This is a genomic window from Micromonospora sp. NPDC047527 (genome assembly GCF_040643015.1).
In the GTDB taxonomy this organism is placed as follows: Bacteria; Actinomycetota; Actinomycetes; order Mycobacteriales; family Micromonosporaceae; genus Micromonospora.
This window is the reverse complement of sequence record NZ_JBEYTK010000003.1, coordinates 714,646-732,667: the sequence shown is the minus strand read 5'-3', so window position 1 is coordinate 732,667 and position 18,022 is coordinate 714,646. Positions and strand designations below refer to the sequence as shown.

Annotated in this window: 16 protein-coding genes; all 16 read right to left on the bottom strand. The window is 72.7% G+C overall.

Going from position 1 to position 18,022, the window contains the following annotated elements; genetic code table 11:
- Nucleotides 1-4: 4 nt before the first annotated feature.
- Nucleotides 5-508, bottom strand: a complete 504-nt coding sequence (locus tag ABZ808_RS16320; RefSeq protein WP_357006540.1) for a shikimate kinase — start codon at nucleotides 506-508, stop codon at nucleotides 5-7.
- Nucleotides 508-1,686: a chorismate synthase gene (aroC, locus tag ABZ808_RS16315; RefSeq protein ID WP_357006537.1), complete on the bottom strand. Its 1,179-nt coding sequence runs from the start codon at nucleotides 1,684-1,686 to the stop codon at nucleotides 508-510. The genes ABZ808_RS16320 and aroC overlap by 1 nt, the downstream gene beginning before the upstream one ends.
- Before the next feature lie 139 nt (nucleotides 1,687-1,825).
- Nucleotides 1,826-2,746 carry a glycosyltransferase family 2 protein gene (locus ABZ808_RS16310; protein ID WP_357006534.1) on the bottom strand — a complete coding sequence of 307 codons (921 nt, stop codon included), beginning with the start codon at nucleotides 2,744-2,746 and terminating at the stop codon, nucleotides 1,826-1,828.
- Nucleotides 2,743-3,354: a glycosyltransferase gene (locus ABZ808_RS16305; protein WP_357006828.1), complete on the bottom strand. Its 612-nt coding sequence runs from the start codon at nucleotides 3,352-3,354 to the stop codon at nucleotides 2,743-2,745. Before ABZ808_RS16305 ends, ABZ808_RS16310 begins: the two co-directional genes overlap by 4 nt.
- A gap of 68 nt (nucleotides 3,355-3,422) precedes the next feature.
- On the bottom strand, nucleotides 3,423-3,902 hold the full coding sequence (locus tag ABZ808_RS16300) for a UDP-N-acetylglucosamine--LPS N-acetylglucosamine transferase (RefSeq protein ID WP_357006531.1): 480 nt from the start codon (nucleotides 3,900-3,902) through the stop codon (nucleotides 3,423-3,425).
- A gap of 214 nt (nucleotides 3,903-4,116) precedes the next feature.
- Nucleotides 4,117-5,379 carry a hypothetical protein gene (locus ABZ808_RS16295; protein WP_357006528.1) on the bottom strand — a complete coding sequence of 421 codons (1,263 nt, stop codon included), beginning with the start codon at nucleotides 5,377-5,379 and terminating at the stop codon, nucleotides 4,117-4,119.
- Nucleotides 5,376-6,278 carry a sulfotransferase domain-containing protein gene (locus ABZ808_RS16290; protein ID WP_357006825.1) on the bottom strand — a complete coding sequence of 301 codons (903 nt, stop codon included), beginning with the start codon at nucleotides 6,276-6,278 and terminating at the stop codon, nucleotides 5,376-5,378. The genes ABZ808_RS16295 and ABZ808_RS16290 overlap by 4 nt, the downstream gene beginning before the upstream one ends.
- A gap of 8 nt (nucleotides 6,279-6,286) precedes the next feature.
- Complete coding sequence (locus ABZ808_RS16285; RefSeq protein WP_357006526.1) at nucleotides 6,287-7,900, bottom strand: lipopolysaccharide biosynthesis protein; 1,614 nt, start codon at nucleotides 7,898-7,900, stop codon at nucleotides 6,287-6,289.
- A complete protein-coding gene (locus ABZ808_RS16280; protein ID WP_357006523.1) occupies nucleotides 7,897-9,198 on the bottom strand; it encodes an O-antigen ligase family protein in 1,302 nt (433 codons plus the stop codon). Before ABZ808_RS16280 ends, ABZ808_RS16285 begins: the two co-directional genes overlap by 4 nt.
- A gap of 63 nt (nucleotides 9,199-9,261) precedes the next feature.
- Complete coding sequence (locus ABZ808_RS16275) at nucleotides 9,262-10,857, bottom strand: lipopolysaccharide biosynthesis protein (RefSeq protein WP_357006520.1); 1,596 nt, start codon at nucleotides 10,855-10,857, stop codon at nucleotides 9,262-9,264.
- On the bottom strand, nucleotides 10,850-11,401 hold the full coding sequence (locus ABZ808_RS16270; RefSeq protein WP_357006517.1) for an acyltransferase: 552 nt from the start codon (nucleotides 11,399-11,401) through the stop codon (nucleotides 10,850-10,852). Before ABZ808_RS16270 ends, ABZ808_RS16275 begins: the two co-directional genes overlap by 8 nt.
- A 93-nt stretch (nucleotides 11,402-11,494) precedes the next feature.
- Nucleotides 11,495-13,426 (bottom strand): hypothetical protein, encoded by a 1,932-nt coding sequence (locus ABZ808_RS16265; RefSeq protein ID WP_357006823.1) that lies wholly within the window; start codon nucleotides 13,424-13,426, stop codon nucleotides 11,495-11,497.
- A gap of 224 nt (nucleotides 13,427-13,650) precedes the next feature.
- Nucleotides 13,651-15,360, bottom strand: a complete 1,710-nt coding sequence (locus tag ABZ808_RS16260; RefSeq protein ID WP_357006514.1) for a glycosyl hydrolase — start codon at nucleotides 15,358-15,360, stop codon at nucleotides 13,651-13,653.
- A gap of 189 nt (nucleotides 15,361-15,549) precedes the next feature.
- On the bottom strand, nucleotides 15,550-16,371 hold the full coding sequence (locus tag ABZ808_RS16255; RefSeq protein ID WP_357006511.1) for a shikimate dehydrogenase: 822 nt from the start codon (nucleotides 16,369-16,371) through the stop codon (nucleotides 15,550-15,552).
- Nucleotides 16,371-17,564, bottom strand: a complete 1,194-nt coding sequence (gene mltG / locus ABZ808_RS16250) for an endolytic transglycosylase MltG (RefSeq protein ID WP_357006508.1) — start codon at nucleotides 17,562-17,564, stop codon at nucleotides 16,371-16,373. The genes ABZ808_RS16255 and mltG overlap by 1 nt, the downstream gene beginning before the upstream one ends.
- Entirely contained in the window at nucleotides 17,564-18,022 is a 459-nt protein-coding gene (gene ruvX, locus ABZ808_RS16245; RefSeq protein WP_357006505.1) for a Holliday junction resolvase RuvX, read from the bottom strand. Before ruvX ends, mltG begins: the two co-directional genes overlap by 1 nt.

Here is an 18,022-nt window from a genome sequence, read left to right as displayed (position 1 = left end):
CGGGTCAGCGGGGCAGCAGCGCGGCGACGTCGGCGACGACCTCCGCCGGGGTCCGGCCGTCGGTGGTCACCGTCTCGGTGGCCACCTCCGCGTAGAGCGGCCGACGCTGGTCCAGCAGGTGCTTGAGGGTGGCCCGCGGGTTGAGCGCCAGCAGTGGCCGGCCCGCACCGAGCCCGACCCGCTTCACGGCGTCGGGCAACTCCACCGACAGGTGCACCACCCGGTGCCCCACCAGGGCGGCGCGGGTCTCCTCGGCCAGCACCGCGCCGCCGCCGAGGGCGAGCACGCCCGTGCCGGCGGCGAGCGCCGCGGCCACGGCGGCCCGTTCCAGCGTACGGAAGTGCGCCTCACCCTCGTCGATGAAGATCTCCGGGATGGGCTTGCCGGCCATCTGCTCGATGTCGGCGTCGGTGTCCCGGAACTCCACACCGAGGGCGGCGGCCAGGGCCTGCCCGACCGTGGTCTTGCCGCAGCCGGGCGCGCCGACCAGCACGACGACCGGCGCCATCAGCGGATGACCAGCGCGTCGAGGTAGCCGGCGAGGTTGCGGCGGATCTCGGCGACCGAGTCACCGCCGAACTTCTCGGTGGCCGCCTCGGCCAGCACCAGCGCCACCATCGCCTCGGCGACGACCGCCGCGGCGGGCACCGCGCAGACGTCCGAGCGCTGGTTGATCGCGGTCGCCGGCTCACCGGTGGTGACGTCAACGGTCGCCAGGGCCCGGTTCAGCGAGGAGATCGGCTTCATGGCGGCGCGGACCCGCAGCGGCTCGCCGGTGGTGATGCCGCCCTCCAGCCCGCCGGCCCGGTCGGTGACCCGGCGGACACCGGTGGCCGACGGGATGATCTCGTCGTGCGCCTCGGAGCCGCGCGAGCGGGCCTGCTGCCACCCGTCGCCGATCTCCACTCCCTTGATCGCCTGAATGGACATCAGCGCGGTGGCGAGTCGGGCGTCGAGCTTGCGGTCCCACTGCACGTGGCTGCCCAGCCCCGGGGGCACCCCGTACGCCAGCACCTCGACCACGCCGCCGAGAGTGTCGGCGGCCTTCTTCGCGGCGTCGACCTCGGCGACCATCAGGGCGCTGGCCTCCGGGTCGAGGCAGCGCAGCGGGTCGGCGTCGATCCGGGCGGCGTCCTGCGGGCTCGGGCGCAGCCCGGGCTTCGCGGCCACCGGACCCAGCTCGACGACGTGCGAGACGATCTCGATGCCGAGTGCCTGCCGGATCAGCGCCTTGGCGACCGCGCCCACGGCGACCCGGGCGGCGGTCTCCCGGGCGCTGGCGCGCTCCAGGATCGGGCGGGCGTCGGTGTGGCCGTACTTCTGCATGCCGGCCAGGTCGGCGTGGCCGGGCCGGGGGCGGGTCAGCGGAGCGTTGCGGGCCTGCCGGGCCAGCTCGTCCGGGTCGACCGGGTCGGCGGCCATCACCGTGCGCCACTTCGGCCACTCGGAGTTGCCCACCCGGATCGCCACCGGGCTGCCCAGGGTGACGCCGTGCCGCAGCCCGCCGATCACCTCGACCTCGTCCCGCTCGAACGACATCCGGGCGCCGCGGCCGTAGCCGAGCCGGCGGCGGGCCAGGTCGTCGGCGATCTCGGTGGTGGTCACCTCGATGCCGGCCGGCACCCCCTCCATCATCGCGACCAGGGCGGGACCGTGCGATTCACCTGCAGTCAACCAGCGCAACACAGCGATCAGTCTGTCACGCCGGGCCGTCGGCCCGGTGGGCTGCCCGCCGCGTCCCGCCCTGCGGACGGCGAAGGCCGGCGGGCAGCCGCCGACGGTGGCCGGGTGGGAGCTCCCCGCCGGGCCACCGTCGGCGACGGGATCAGATCCCCCGGCCGCGTTTGTGCAGGGTGCGCAGCACCGCGTCGGCGCGAACCACCCGGCCGGCGACCGCGAGCGCCAGGTAGGCGCGCGGCTCGCGGGGGTTGCGGCGCAGGGTTCGCCGAGCCCAGCGCAGCGCGCCCCGCCGGTCACCGGAGGCGGCCCGGGCGAACGCGATCTGCCCGGTGACGCGTGCCTCACCGGCCGGCTGGTCGGCGAACTCCGGGTAGCGCCGCAGCAACCACTGCAACGCCTCGGAGATCGTGTCCCAGCGCTGGGCGAAATACGAGCGCTTGTGCCAGCGGACCAGCACCGACGGGGTACGCAGGTTGATCAGCGGCGCGCTGCGGGCGGCCCGCAGCAGGAACTCGTAGTCCTCGGCGTAGCTGCCCGGGATCTCCTCGTCGACCAGGCCGAACCCGTCGCGCAGCGCTGTCGCGCGGATCAGGAAGGTGGACGGGTGCAGCTCCGTCATGCGGTCCCGCAGCAGGTCGGCCAGGGTGATCCGGTCCTTGTCGAGCACCCGGTCGACGGTGTGCCCGTCGTAGCTGACCCGGATGCCGCAGCAGACGAACTCGGCCGCCGGGTCGGCGGCCAGCGCGTCGACCTGGGCGGCCAGCTTGCCCGGCAGCCACTCGTCGTCGTCGTCGCAGAAGGCGACAAGCTCACCCTCGGCGGCGAGGGTGCCGCTGTTGCGGGCCCCGGCGAGCCCCGGTGTGCGCTCGTTGCGGATCACCCGCACGGTGCGGTCCGGACCGGTCAACCCGGTCAGCGACTCGTCGGGCGTGGACTGGTCGAACACCACCACGGCTTCGATTCCGCCCGCGTACTCCTGGGCGAGGATCGCCGCCAACGCGGCGCGCAGCAGCTCGGGCCGGTCCCGGGTGGGCACCACGACGCTCACTGTCGGCTGCCGGGTCATCGAATCTCCTCCGTACCCTGGCCGGAACGCGGCCAGGTCCGCCAGCGGGGGCGGCGCCGGGTCGACCGGGCCACCAGGTCCTCCACGATCTGCCCGACCCGGGCCACCGCCGCCCGCCGCGCCTCGTGGGCGTCCGGGTCGGCGGCGACCGCGTACCGGGACGGGTCGGCCTGCCCGGCGGTGAGCGCGTCGTGCAGCGCCTCGCGGGTCTCGCAGAGCGCCACCAGGCCGGCCGCGCCGAGCCGGCGGGCGAAGAGCTGCTGGTGGTCGTCGACGTGCTCCCCGCGCGCCGGGTCGCGGGGCACCACGATGGGCAGGTGGCCGTGCCGGCGGGCCTCCAGGATCGTCGCCGGGCCGCCGTGGCAGACCACCAGGTCGGCGTCGGCCATCGCCCGCTGCAAAGCGTCGTGGCCGAGGAACGGCACCGCCCCGGGCAGGTGCGGCGCCCGGGTGTGCCCGTGCTGCACGGTCAGCCCGACCGGTTGGGCGGCACCGGTGTGCCACTGCGCCAGCCAGTCGACGAGCCGGTCGAAGGGGTGCTTGTCGGTGCCGACCGCGACGAGCAGTCGGGTCTGCGCGGCCGGCGCGGTGTCGCGTTGGCGGGGCAGCCGGGCCGGCTCCGAGGTGCTGTCGGGGTGGGGCGCCTGCGGACGCCGGGCGGTGCCCGTCTCCCCGCTCACAGCAGCGTTCCGACGACGGTGGCCTCCGGGTACTGCCGGCGCTGCTCGTCCCACTGCACGAGCATCGCGGACAGGAACGGGCGGCAGAGCCGGGCCGTCAGCGTCGGGGTGTCGATCCGGTCGTACACCTCGATGTAGACGGTCGGGATGCGTCGCAGGCGGGCCAGCACCACGAACGGCACGGCCACGCCGGCGCCGGTGGTGACCACCGCGGCGACCCGCCGGCCCCGCAGCACCCGCCAGGCCAGCAGCGCGTTGCGCAACAGGTTCGGGATGTTGCGGGTGGTCGGGTGGTGCGCGGGCACCAGGTCCTCGCCGGCCAGCAGCGACACCGCCTCGGGGGTGTCGAAGGTGACCCAGCGGCGCGGCCACTGTTCGTACCAGGGCCGCAGAGCGAGCAGTTGGGCCAGGTGTCCGCCGCTGGATCCCACCAGTAGCAGCACCGGCGAATCGCCGTCGTCGTCGTTCGCGTCCACGCGACTCCCCACAAGTTCGCTTGGAATTCAGGTTCAGGCCAGCCAGAAGCAGATCACACGTTGCGCGGACGTTGAATAGCGCGACCGGACGAGGTGACGATCTCCACCCGGTGCGCCCGGGCCCACCGTCCGTCCGGGACCCATCGACAACCGTCACGACCTGCTAGTTCGTCGTCACTCTACGACACATTCACCGCGTCACGGTTTCCCCAGTTCAGGCGCTATGTCGTTTCTCGATGACGTCCAACAGTGCGGGATGCAGCGCGGCGTTCCAGCCCGCGCCGGCATCGGCCAACCGCCAGGTCCGCAGCCACATCTCCACCAGGTACGCGTCGGCCACGAGCCGGCGCTGCCCCGGGTGCAGGCCGAGCCGCTCACCGTGCCGACCCAGGTGCTCGTCGACGGCCGCGGCGGCCACGGCGGCCGGTTCCCCGCGCAGCACCAGCGATCGTTGGAAGGCGTCATGCGCCAGGTCGAAGCCGACCGGCACGTCCGGCGCGCTGTGCTCCCAGTCCCACGCGACCAGCCGGCCGGCGTGCAGGCCCAGGTTCCACGGCACCCAGTCGCCGTGCCAGTGCCCGAACTCGACGGCGGTGTCGCCGTGCCGGCGGGCCAGCGCGGCGACTGCGGCGACCGCCCGCGCACCTGCCGGCTCGGCCACGGCGGCCCGGTCGGCCAGCGCGGCCAGCCGGGCCAGGAACGTCGAGGAGGCCAGCGGTCGGGGCACACCCGCCGGGGCGCCTCGGCGGGCCACCGCGAGCAGCGCCGCGATCCGGGGCGGGTCGTCGACCGGTACGCCGCGCACCTCGGGCGGCAACGGTTCGATCACCGCCACCACCTGGCCGGCCCACGCCGTCTCGGTGAGCAGCCCCGGCGGTGTCGGGTGGTCGGCGACGCCGGTCACCGCGCGCAGTTCCCGCAACGCCGCCGCCTCGGCGGTGACCAGCGCGCGGGTGGCGTCGTTCCAGCCGATCTTCGCGTAACCGCGTGGGTGACCGTCGGCGTCGAACAGTTGCAGGGTGGGCTTGCCGTTCGGGTCCGGTGGGCGGACCCCGAAGGCGGCCAGCAGCGGCGTACCGCCGAGCGCGGCGGCGAGCCGCTCGGTCAGCAGCAGATCGACCGCCGGCGTCCCCGCCGGCACCGAGACGGTCAGCGTCGGGAAGGGCGCCAGGCCCGCCTCGCCGAACCGGGCCAGCCCACCGAGCGCCGCCCGCAGCGCACGCACCTTCGGCGGGCGCAACGCGTTGTACGCCAGCAGCGACGCCGTGCCGGCCCGGGGCGCGCCCAACGGCACCAGGAACCGGGCACGGGCCACCGACGGCACCACCGCGTACCGGGCCACCGCCCGATGGCCGGCCGGCAGGGCGCCGCCCACGGTCAGGCCGACCCGGTCGTCCGGGAACACGGCGCGACTCACCCAGCCCAGACCGTCGCGCCGGGACCGAGGGTCCGTGGCGGGGGCGACCTCCGTGGTCACGCTGCCCGGTCCGCCCAGTCGAGGTCCAATCCGAGCCGCTCGCGCAGCGCGTCGTTGTAGGGCCGGTAGTAGTCGGTCAGCTCGGCGCGTACCGCCGGCTCCAACGGCGCCGAACGCCGGTCGTTGTACACCTTGAAGTCCGGCAGGTCGTACGGCGGCAGCCCGAGGAAGTCCAGGGTGCGCCGGTAGGTGGCGCGCGAGTCGCGGTACAGGTCCTCGCTGGGCAGGAAGAGGATCTGCGACCGGTCGAAGCGCTCCAGCCACGGCTCCAGGTGCTCCAGGTAACGCCCCCGAGCCCGGTACGTGTACCAGTCGTACGCCTCGCTGAACGCCTCCGGCTCGGCGATCAGCCGCTCCCGCTCCCCCGCCGTGCGCTCCGGCTCGGCGGCCAGCGCGGCGGCGAAGTCCAACGGCTCGATGCCGTGGGTGCGGCGCTCCTTCCAGTGCGAGTACGCCCGCTCCACCGGGTCGCGCAGGAGCACGATCAGCTTCACCGTCGGCATGAGCGCGGCGACCCGCTGCGCGGCGAGCGGGTGGAACATGTACAGCGGCGCGGCCTCACCGACCCGGACCGGCCCGCCGTGCCGCCTCTCCAGGGCCTCGCGGTGCCGCTCGGTCGGGAAGTGCGACCTGTACCACGCCTCGCCGCGACCCCAGTGCTCCTCGAAGTAGTGCGCCGACTTGGTGTTCCACGCGGGAAAGAGCCGGGGCACCAGGGGGTGCTGGATGAGGTAGTTCCACAGGGAGGTGGTGCCGCCCCGCTTGGTGCCGATGATGAGGAAGTCCGGCAGTGGCCGCCGGTCACTGGTACGGACCCCGTAGTCGACCAGGGACTCCTTCACCCGGGTGGTCACCTGGGTCGGAACCAACTGCTTGACCCGGTCACGGATGGACGCCACGACGGACCTCACCTACCTCTCGTCGAGACCGGGGTGGGTTCGGCGGTCGGCGCCGCGTCGTCCCGCCCACGGATCTGCCTCATGGTCACCCGGATGCCGGCGCGCACCCGGGGCAACGTCAACAAGCCGACGCAACCGGCCAGCAGCACTCCCAGCGCCACCGTGAGGCCGGGCAGGCCGCGCCCGCCCAACAGCACGCCGACGCCGGACGCCAGACCCACACCGGCGACCGTGGCCGCCGCCGCGCGCAGCGTCGTGCGGTCGACAAGCGGCTCCCGGACCACCGACCGGGCGAAGCCTGCCGCGCTGAGGTTCTCGGTGGCGATGCCGGCGGCCCAGGCCAGCGCGGCGCCGGTGGCGCCGTGCTCCGGGATCAGCCAGAGCCCCAGCGCGACGGTCATGGTCAGCCCCGCCAGGGTGGACACCAGATGCAGCCCACTGCGCCCGCCCATCAGCAGCAGGCTCTGCACGTTGCCCACGCCGGTGTTGACAAGCATCGCCAGCGCGAGCACCGTCATCGCGGGCACGCCAGCGGTGAACTCCGGGCCGAACAGTTGCAGGAAGGCCAGCGCGAACACCGCCAGCAGCAGGTACACCGGCCAGGACAGCACCAGACCCCAACTGGTCAGCTGCCGGTGCACGGCCGCGGCGGCGGCCCGCTCGCCCCGGCCGAGCAGCCGGGACAACTGCGGTGACACCGCCACCCGCAGCCCCTGCATGGCCAACTGACCGGCCAGCACGTACCGGCCGACCGCGCCGAACACGCCAGCGTCCTCCGGGCCGGCCAGCACCGAGGTGAGCAGCACGCCCACCCACATGCTGCCCGCGTCGATGGCCGCCGAGGCGGCCCGGGGCAGTGCGAAGCGCCAGAACGTCGACCAGTCGGCGCGACTGGAGCGCAGCGGCGCACCCCGGCCCAGCCCGAGCGGGCCGGCCACCAGGATGAGACAGACCAGCAGCGCCAGCGCCGCCGGCACCAGCCAGCCGGTCATGCCGGCGAGCAGGCCGGCGCCGGCCAGCGCGGCGGCACCGACCAGCGCCGGACGGGCCACCGGCAGCAGCAGGAACTGCACCCCGACGTACGCGCGGATGGGTCGCACGCAGCGCAGGGTGGCCAGCAGCAGCGTCATCGCCACCACCACCGGCACCGCCGCGAAGGTGACCGTGAGCAGCGCCTGGCCGTCCGCGCCGGAGCCCTGCAACAGTTGGGGGGCGAGCGCGTCGGCGGCCAGCATCCCGACGCCCGCGACCAGGAGCCCGGCCAGCAGCGGCGGGATCAGCGCCACCGGGAGCAGCCGGGCGGCGTCCCCCCGTCGGCCGATCCGGCGTCGGGGCAGTGCCCACATCAGGCCGGTCTCCGCGCCGAGCGTGCAGACCGCGGTGGCCACGGTGACCACCCCGATCGCGGCGAAGAACGCGCCGGCGCCAGCGGTGCCGTACCCCCGGGTGATCACCACGGCCAGCACGAAGCCGAACAGTCCGCTGGTGGCGGCGCCGAGCAGCCCGGCGACCCCGCTGCGCGCGCTGCGCCGCGTCTCCGCCGCGCCGACGTCGGCCGCGTCGGGCGGCGGCGCCGGGTGGCCCGTGCCGGCGTCGGCCGGCCCTCGGGTGGCGGCGGTCATGCCGACACCGCCGTGCGACGAGCGGCCGGCGGATGCCACCGGCCCGACCGGGCCAGGCGTTCCCGTTCGGCCAGCGCCATTGCGAAGGCGACCGCGAAGAACGCGACAGCCAGATTCTGGTTGGCCATGCCGTAGAACGGGATCTGCACCAGGCAGACCACGGGCACCACGGCCAGCCACTGCCCGGCCGGTGAGGTCGCCCGCGCGCAGATCACCGCGGCGGCGACGAACCAGGCCAGGAAACAGACCAGCGCCGGTACGCCGTGACTGAACAGCACCATCCACAACTGCCCCTGGGTGCCGATCGGCGCGGCGGCGGAGACGGTGTCGACGTTCACCGGCGCGCCGTAGCCCAGCCACGGCGACTCCTGCACGCGGCGGATCACCTCGCTGTAGAGCGAGAGCCGGTCGGTGTTGGTGTCGCTGGAGTCAACCCGCTGGCTGATCAGGTCGGTGATCGGGATGACAAGTGTGGCCAGCGCGCCGATCACCACCACGCCGACGATGGACGCGGCGACCCGGACGTTGCCGCGCAGGCTGGCCCGCACCCCGAGCACCGCCAGCCCGGCGCCGAGGCTGAGGAACATCGCCCGGTTGAGGGTGAGGAACGCCGGCGCCAGCGACAACGGCAGCGACACCAGCAGCACCCAGCGCAGCAGCCCTCGCCGGCACAGCATGGTGAACGCCACCACGGACGGCAGGGTCATGGCGTACGCGCTGCCGTAGTTGTTGGTGTACGCGAACGGCGCGGCCGGCCGGTAGATGGGGTTGAGCGAGCGTGCGCTGTACTCCGCTGTGGTCAGGTGCACCATGTCCTGGATGAACGGGGTGCCGGCCACCCCGCCGGGCAGCAGCACCTCCATCGGGGTGGTCATCGCCAGGCGGGGCACCAGCACCCCGAGCCAGCCCAGCACCACCAGCGCGAGCCAGAACGCGCAGAGCGGTATGAGCACCGGCGCCAGGTCGGCGCGTTCCCGGGCGGCGGCGTAGACGTAGACGCCGACCACGAGCGCGGTCAGGTAGAAGGCCAGCCGCAGGCCGAACGTCAACAGCGAGGCCGGCGACGACAGTTGGGTGGCGCTGACGACCACGATGGCCAGGAACAGCAGCCAGATGCCGGCGGCCGGCGGCAGCGGCACCCGGCCCCGGGTGAACAGCAGCGCGAGCAGCAGCGCCCCCAGCAGCGGCCAGCCGAGGTAGAACGCTCCGAGCAGCCACCAGAGCGGCACCAGACCGAACATCATCGCCAGCGGCCAGAGCGGCAGCAGGGCGGGCGGCGGGGTCGGCGGGGTGGGCACGCCGGCGGACGGGGCGCCCCCGGGCGGCGGTTCGGTCGCCGGGGCGCGGGTGACCGACACCCGTCAGGCCCGGCCGTTGCGGGTGAGCACGAAGCCCAGCGGGGTGACGCCGGCGGCCCGCAGCCGCTCCACCAGCCGTCGCAGGTCACTCTGCCGGGTGCGGTCCCGCTCGACGACCACCACCGCGCTGCCCTGCCGGGCCACCGCGACGCCGCGCTCGTCGGACTCCCCGGGTGGGGCGTTGTACAGCACCAGCCCGTGGTCCGCGCCCTGCCGCCAGGTGCCGAAGCGGACGGTGCCCACGCCCACGGCCACCTCGTCCGGGGCGACCGGCCGGCTGTTGTCGGTGCGCGCGGAGGCGACCCGGGGCAGCGTCAGGGTGGCGTCCGGGTCGGTGGACGGGCGGGCGCCGGGCGGGTGCGGGGAGGGCCGCCGGGTGGCGGCGCTGTCCGGGGTGGCTGCCGCGGGTGGGCTGACGGCCGGACGGGGTTTGGGCACCTGCGGCCGGGACGGGTCGATGGGCAGCCGCCCACGGTCGGCGAGCACGGCGGCGCGCAGCCGGTCGGCCCGCCCACTGTCGTCGGCGACGAAGACCTCCCGACCGTCGACGGCGAGCGCCACGGCGAGCCCGGCGGTGAGCGCCGTGGCGTCTTCGCGGGCGGTGACCAGCGCCACCCGGGCCGGCTGGCGAACCCGCTCGGCGACCGCCATCGCCACGTACCGGATGTCCGCGTCGGCGGCTCGCGGGCTGCCCCGGAATGTCGGGCGACGCACCGTGCCGAGCAGCGGCAGGCCGGTGGCGTCCCGGCCGTCGGCGACCGAGCGCACCCGCCGGTCGGTCGCCTCCCAGGCGTACGCCAGCACGACGCCGAGCAGCGTGCCGCCGAGCAGGCCGGCGACCAGGTAGAGCGGCCGGTTCCCGGCGGAGCTGGCCAGCGCCCGCTCGGCGGTCTGCGTGATCCAGCCGGGGTTGACGTCGACCGCCGCGATCTCGGTCCGCGAGGAGTTGAGCTGGGTGAGCTGGTTGTTGATCCCGGCCAGCTCGGCCAGCGCGGCGTCTCCGGCGGCGGAGTCCTTGGCGGTGCTCACGCGCTTCTGCACGGCGGTCTGCTGGGCGGCGACCTTGGTGATGCTCTCGTCGTAGGAGCGGACCATCTCGGTGCGCTGCTGCTCGTACATGGCGCGTCGCACGTCCAGATATGCCTGTGCGGCGAGGTTGGCGCCGCTCACCGCACGCTGTGCGTCCTTCGACTGGTAGCTGAAGCGCAGGATCTGCCCGCCGGTGGGGACCTCGACCTCGAGTGCGTCGCGGATGTCGCGCGGGTCGCCGCCGACCCCGCTGGCGAGACGCTGGACCACTTCGGTGCCGGTGGCGATGCGGCTCTCGACGTTCATGTTGACCGCGCGGTCGGCGCTCGCACCGCTGGGGGTGAAGGCGTCGGTGACCACGGGCCGGACCGCGACCACCGCGCTCGCGGTCACCGCCGCCGGCACCAGCAGCACGTAGCCGAGCGCGGCGAGTAGGCCGACCAGGGCGACCGCGCCCACCAGGCGGAGCCGGTGCAGCGGCACCCGCAGCAGGTCGGTCAGCGTGACGGACCGGGCGGCTCCGGTGGGCGGGCCGTCCGTCGACCAGGAGGCGGGTGCTGCGTCAGTCATGGAACTTCTTCACCGTCTGTTGGGGGTTGCCGACGACGACGACGCGGGGTGGCACGTCCGTGCGGACCACCGTCGCCGCGCCCACGACGCTGTCCCGACCGACGCGGACCCCCTTCATGACGAGGGCATGCGCGCCGATCCACACATTCTCCTCGATAACGATCGGGGCGCGTGTAGCCGGGCTGGGCGGCGCGTGCCGCTGCTCGGGTTGCAGATTGTGAAAGTCGTTGTCCAGAAGTTCACAGTCGGACAGCAGGCAGCGGTCCCCCACGGTCACCGACGTCCAGGTGCCGATCCAGGTGGCGTTGAGCAGGCAGTCGGCGCCGACGCGCACCTCGCCGGGGCCGGCGAAGCGGACCAGCTTGTTGATCCGGGTCCGGTCGCCGATGGTCACCCGCACTCCGCGACGCAGCCGGATCCGCCCCCGGATCTCCACGTCGCGGCCGAGTGTCAGCCGGCGGTAGCGGAGCCGGTACCAACCGCGTTTGACCGCGAAGACCAGGCGCACCGCGCTCTTCGCGCGGATGCCAGCGGCGCCGACCAACGACCCTCCCCATGTCGCGGGGCCGGCGGCGGTGACACCGCCGCCGGCCCAACGTGAACAATCTACCGATGTTCCGTTACGAACGGTTAACCGCTACTGCACCGAGAAGAACGTCGACGGGGTGGACCAGGACAGCTCGGTGGTCGCCGGAGCGATCACCGTCGCTGTCGTCCCCACGACCACCGCGGCCGGCGCGGCCGTCGGGTCGAACGGCACACTGCGCAGCGTGCCGTCGGTCGCACCGTAGACGATCTTGCCGTCAACCCATGCCATGCCGCGCACCGTCGACCACGTGACGCCGCTGGTGGGCAGGGCGAACTCGGTGGCACCCAGGTAGTTGCCGTCGATCTCGAAGAAGCGGTAGTAGAGGTTGTTGGCGCCGGTACGGGTGTAGTAGAGCCGCCCGTCGAGGAAGAACGCGCCGGTCAGCGCCGCCGCGTTGAACCAGTCGTTGTAGCCGGACGCCTCCCACGGCGCGCCGATCGCGCCGCCGTTGAACATCGAGATGTCGATCCGGCTGCCGGTGGGCGTGCCCGCCACGGTGTGCGACCAGTAGATCCGGTCGGCCACCCGCCAGGTCGCGCCGGCCGCCGTGTAGTTGGGCTGGCTGACCGTGTCCGCCGTACCCAGCGTGGTGCCGTCGAACGGCACCTTCGCCAACGTGCCCGGGCCGGTGCCCAGGTAGAGGTTGCCGGTGGTCGCCGTCGGCGGGTTCTTCGGCGTGAAGGTGCGCCCGCCGGCGAGCGGGAACATGCCCAGTCGGCCGTGGTACTCGTTGCCCATCCCGTCGGAGTTGTGGCCGAAGTAGAGGCCGTCCGTCCCACGCCACAGCACCGGCACCGCGGAGCCCCAGTTGCTGGTGCCCGACGGCATCGAGGCGCTGCCGCTGCGACGCGGGTTCCAGTTCACCGGCATGCCGGTGGCCGGGGTGACCGCGGCGATGCCGAGCCGGTCGACCGCGCCGTTGCCGGCCCGGTCACTGGCGTTCGGGTTGTTCAGCCAGCGGAAGTGCCCGCCCAGGTAGATGACGTTGTCGGCCACCTCCACCGAGGTGATGGTGTCGTTGCCGGTGTAGTCGGCCCAGGTGGCGAGCTGACCGCTGCCCCGGGCGGCGGTCTCGAAGCGGACCAGCGCGTCGCAGTACGCGGCCGGCCAGCCGGAGCCGCCGTTGGTGCCGACCACGAACCAGCTGCCGTCCTCGCCGAACCGCACGTCCTGCACGTAGTGCACGAAGGTCGCCGGGTCCGCGCACGGCGGAACGAACTTCTCGGTGCTCCAGTCCAGCACCGTCGGGGTGCCGGAGAGGTCGACCAGCGCCATCTGGTTGCGCGGCAGGTCGTTGACGAGCGTGAAGTTACCGCCGACGACAAGCGTGTTGCCGTCCGGCGCGACGTCGATCGCCCACACGTACGAGTTGGTGCCGCGCCGCCCGACGCTGGCGTTGATGTTGAAGGTCGGGTCGATGGCACCGGTGGTCGCGTTGATCCGGGCGAGGCCGGCGTGGGCGGTGCCGTTGAGCCAGTTGAACGCGCCGGCCACGTAGAGCCAGTTGCCGTTCAACGCCATGTCACGGACGTTGCCGCCGTCGGAGCGCCCGACCCAGCTGTCGATGATCTCACCGGTGCTCGGGTCGAGCGCGACCAGGTTCTTGCGGGAAACGTCGTTGACGTTCTTGAAGGCGCCGCCGACGATCAGCGTGCCTCCGGGACCGGCGATCAGCGTGTTGACCGCGCCGTCGAGCACCGGCAGGAAGGTGGTGGAGATGGCGCCGGTCGTGCGGTCGTACGCGAAGAGGTAACGCTGGGTGACCCAGGCGGACGTGGCGGTCTGCCGGATCTGGGTGAAGCTGCCGCCGACGAACACGGTGTTGCCGACCTGCGCGAAGGCGCGGGTCTCACCGTCGCGGGCGTGCGGGGTCTGGTCGGCGGGATTCGTGGACACCAGGGTCTGCGTCGTCGGGACCGGAACCACCGCCGCTGAGGACGCCGTGGGCACGCTGAGTGCCGCGGCGACGACCGCCAGCACGACGACCGCCGCCCGGGTACGACGTCTTCCTGACAAACGCCACAAGGGCGGAATTTTAGGCACGCTGCGCCTCCAAGATGGATGAGAACCCGAGGTAGCCTGCCTCGTCCACCCTGTCAGGCGCATCCGCCGATTGGGCGGTGCATGAATCTGCAAACCGACAGACGCCGGAGAATCGGCTGCCCGATCCCGGTAAACGGCGTGCTGTCAGGGCATCTTTGTGATCAACGGCTCCCTCCGGTCGGCTGCCGCAGGTAGGAATCCCGGCCGGCCTGAGCGAAGCCCGCCAATGCCGAGGCATTGTGATTCATCGTCATGTCACAGGTCGCCGTACGAGTCGTCATGCCCGGCGAGTTGAAGTAGATGGCGGCCTTGATTTTCGGGTGCGCCTTGAGGGCCGCCGGGAACTCCTGGAACCAGCGCTGCTTGGCGCCCGGGTCGGCGGAGTTGAAGTTCGTGCCGAACTCGGCGAGCATCCGGGGCTTGCCGGCGCCGATGCCGTTCTGGTCCAGCCAGCGATAGAAACTGCCCACCGTCGTGCTCGGGCTCTTCCACACCGTACTGCCGTTGCAGACGTGGAAGTTGTACGGGTCGTAGGCCACCCAGTCGACGTAGCGGTCACCGGGGTAGAGGCCGGCGTACCGGGAGTAGTGCCCGGACCAGCCCATCATCGTCCACACCCAGACGGCGTTGTCCGCGCCCGCCTTGGCGAACCGCTCGTGCACGTACCGCCAGGCGCGGACGAACTCGGCGTCGCTGCCCTTCTCCGGCTCGTCCTCCGGTTCGTGGTCGAAGCCGATGAACACCGGCACCTTGGCGGCCCGGATGCGACCGGCGACCGCGTCGATCGTCGCGTCCTGCCGCCCACTGTAGACATCGGCCCACTTCATCGTCGTGCCGGCGGAGAAGTTGCGGGACTCCCAGGCGAAGAACATCAACCGGCCCTCGCGCATCTGCTGCTGCTCGTACGCGTCGGGGAAGGCGCCGTTGCTGCCCGCGTTGGAGAAGTCGTGGTAGCGGTGCACGATGTCGAACTTGCGGCCGACCTGCGCCTCCACGTCGGTGACCGCCTTGCCGTGGTCCCAGCCGCCGGCCGCCCCGGCGGGTGAGTACATGCCCCACCAAGCGCCGCAGGAGGGGACGAGCTTGTCCGACACCGAGCCGCACTTGCCGGACGGAAGAGCCGGGCTCGCCGTCGCGGTGGGCGTCCGGGTCGGCGCGACGGTCGGCGACGGCTTGGGCGCGGCGGTGGTCGGCAGCGCGCTCGGCGTCGTCGGCGGCGGCGCCGGACGGGTGGTCGGCGCCGACGACGGCGCGGTGCCGATGTCGTAGCTGATCACCAGGCTGGGGCGCAGGTCCGGGTTGCTGTTCTCGACCGACGCCCAGTAGATCCGGGTGTCCAGGCCACTCTGGGCCAGCGAGACCGTCCAGGTGCCGTTGCCCGTGACCAGCCTGGAGATGTCCCACTCGTTGGCGCCCTTGGCGACGCCGGTCACCGTGTCCAGAGCGGTGCCGGCCGGCGCGACGCGCGGCCGCGTCTCGCGGGCGCTCAGCGGTGAGGCGTGCGCCGTCACCGTAGCGGCGAACTGCTGCCAGGCGTGCACCCGCAGGGTCGCCCGGACGTTGACGGCTGCTGCCGGCACGGTGGTCACGGCGAACTCGATGACGGCCTCCCGGCCGCCCCGCGGGTTACCGTCACAGCGCGCCGGGCAGGTGGCCAGGGTCGTCTTGGCGGCGTTGTCGCCGTCCTGGGACACGGCGGTCGCGGTGGTGTCCGCCACCGCGCGGATCGACAGGTCGTCGCTGGCCAGCAGCGGCAGCGTGGTCGCCACGATGCCGGCCACCACGGAGCCTCCGACCACGCCGAGGGCGATCGCCTTGCGGCGGGGGCCGGAGCGGAACCGGGCCATGCGGTGCAGTCCGTGCCTGGTCAAGGAAACTCCCTGTGTCTGCTGGCGTAACGGTGAGCAGCGTATCCATGACCAGGGACAGTCGCGGGCAGGACAGATTTCCGTAAGCGCGTCTTAAGCGTCAGCTAAGACTCTGCGCTGGGCAGTCGCCCAACAGAGGCGGGTGGCGAATGGACCGGAGCACATCGGACAGATCCCTGTGGGGCAAAACTATCAGCGTCGAGCCGCGAGCAGCGCTTCCCGCATCGCCTCGACCGGGGCGGCCACACCGGTGAACTGCTCGAACTGGCCGACCGCCTGCGCCAGCAGCAGGTCCAGTCCGGACACCACCCGCAGGCCCGCCGCGACGGCGGCTGCCGCCAGCGGCGTCGGCCACGGATCGTAGAGCGCGTCGAAGACCACCGCGCCCGCCGACCAGGTCCCCTCCTCGGCCAACGGGTCGGCGACCCCCTTCGGCACGGTGGAGACGACCACCTCGGCGCCCAGGTGCCGGGGCGCGTCGCCCCAGGCCCCGGCGTTCAGCACGACACCTACCGCGTCTGCCACCGGCCGCAGGTCGTCGACCGCCTCCGCCCGGCGCGCCACCACCGTCACCGAGGAGCAGGCCAGCCGCGCGGCGGCGGCGAGCGCTGCCCGGGCCGTACCGCCCGCGCCCAGCACCGTCACGGCAGCACCAGCGCGCACCCCGGCGTCGGTCAGCACCTGGACCATGCCGGCGACGTCGGTGTTGTCGGCGTACCAGGAGCCGTCCGGGCGCCGTACCAACGTGTTGGCCGCACCGACGGCGGCGGCGACCGGCGATGCCTCGGCGGCCACCGCGAGCGCCGCCTCCTTGCCCGGCATGGTCACCGACAACCCGACCCACTCCGGGCCCAGGCCGGCGACCAGGGCCGGCAGCTCCGCCGCCGCGCACTCGACCCGGGTGTACGACCACCCGGCCAGCCCGGCGGCGGCGTAGCCGGCGTTGTGGATCACCGGGGAGAGCGAGTGCCCGATCGGTTTACCCAGGACGGCGGCCCTCCGACGCGGCGCCATCAGATGATGCCGGCCTCGCGGGCCCTGGCCTCGTTGCGCTGGTGCTCCGGGTACGTCTCGGCGAAGGCGGAGTGACCCTGCTTGTCGATGGCCACGAAGTAGAGCCACTTGCCCGCCGGCGGGGCCATCGCCCCCTCCAGCGCCTGCTTGCCGGGGTTGTTGATCGGCGTGGGGATCAGACCCCGCAGCTTACGGTTGTACGGGTTCTTCTGGTCGTCCAACTCCGATGCCGTCATCTGCGCGGAGGTCTTGGTCGGCTTGCCGATCGACTCCAGGTAGTAGTTGACCGTGACGTCCATCTCCAGGCAGTTGCAGGGGAACTCGCCGTACACCCGGTTGTAGGCCACCCGGGCGACCTTGCCGAGGTCGTCGGGGTTGCCCGCCTCGGCCTGGGCCAGCGACGAGACGATCAGCGCCTCGTACGGGCTGACCCTGCGCTCCTTCTGCACCCGGTCGGCGAACTTCATCTCGCCGGTCACCGACAGGAAATTGTCCACCATCATTTTGAGGATGCTCTCCGCGGTGGCCTTCGGCGGAATCTCGTACGTGTCCGGGTAAAGGAAACCCTCGATGGACTTGACGACCTTCTTGCCGTCGTCGCGCGTGAACCACCACTCCGGTACGCCGAGCGCCTCCGGGTCCTTCGCGGCGGCCTCGAACTCCTTCACCGGAATCTTGGTCTTCTCGGAGAGCAGTTTGTAGATGTTCTTGCTGGTGCGCCCCTCGGGGATGGTCAGCCCGTTGACGATCTTGTTTTTCAGGTCGAGCATCGCGGTGACGGCGCTCTCACCGCTCATCTGCTTGCGCAGCTTGTACGTGCCCGGCTGGATGTTCTTGCTACGCGAGTTGGCCTCGGCGGCCTCGATGAACGCCTTCTGGCTCTTCACCACGTCGGCGGCGACCAGCGCGGCGGCCATGTCGGCGAGCAGTGCGCCGTTCTTGATCTCGACGGTGATCTCGCCGGACCCGGCGCCGTCGTAGTCGGGCGTGACGAAGTAGTTCTGGATCCGGTCGAAACCGTAGAATGCCCCGCCGCCGATGGTGCCGAGCAGGACCAGGGCCATCATCAGCGCCAGGAACGTCTTGCCCCGGCCGCCACCGGACCCGCCCTTGCGCTTGCGGAAGCCGCGCCGATGGCGCCCCTTCTCCCCGCGCTCCGGCTCGTCGAACCCAAGGTCCAGATCGTCGATCATTACGTCCGCCTCCGCTGCGCGTCCAGCCAGCTCTGCAGGATCTCCACTGCGGCCGCCTGGTCGACAACCGCACGTTGACGCTTGCCCCGAACGCCACGCTCGGCCAGCCTACGAGAAGCGACCACGGTCGACATCCTCTCGTCAGTGAGCGTTACCGGGACGGGCGCTATCACATCGACCAGTCGGTCAGCGTACGCCTTCACATGGACCGCCGCCGGACCATGCTTGCCGGCGAGATTGACCGGAAGGCCGACGACAACCTCGACGGCCTCATGTTCGGCCACCAGCGCCGCCAGCTCGGCAAGGTCACTGGGCACCGCGTCCGGCGCGGCGGTGAGATCCCGGGCGAGGGTGACCAGTGGCGTGGCCAAGATGCCATCCGGATCCGAGCGGGAGATCCCCACCCGCACCTGACCGACGTCCACGCCGATCCGCACACCACGCATGCGCTCACTCAC

What these genes read in the sequence shown, in the direction of transcription:
- ABZ808_RS16320 (WP_357006540.1), bottom strand. Translation starts at nt 508, where the DNA reads ATGGCGCCGGTCGTCGTGCTGGTCGGCGCGCCCGGCTGCGGCAAGACC.
- ABZ808_RS16310 (WP_357006534.1), bottom strand. Translation starts at nt 2,746, where the DNA reads ATGACCCGGCAGCCGACAGTGAGCGTCGTGGTGCCCACCCGGGACCGG.
- ABZ808_RS16285 (WP_357006526.1), bottom strand. Translation starts at nt 7,900, where the DNA reads ATGACCGCCGCCACCCGAGGGCCGGCCGACGCCGGCACGGGCCACCCG.
- ABZ808_RS16275 (WP_357006520.1), bottom strand. Translation starts at nt 10,857, where the DNA reads ATGACTGACGCAGCACCCGCCTCCTGGTCGACGGACGGCCCGCCCACC.
- ABZ808_RS16255 (WP_357006511.1), bottom strand. Translation starts at nt 16,371, where the DNA reads ATGGCGCCGCGTCGGAGGGCCGCCGTCCTGGGTAAACCGATCGGGCAC.
- mltG (WP_357006508.1), bottom strand. Translation starts at nt 17,564, where the DNA reads ATGATCGACGATCTGGACCTTGGGTTCGACGAGCCGGAGCGCGGGGAG.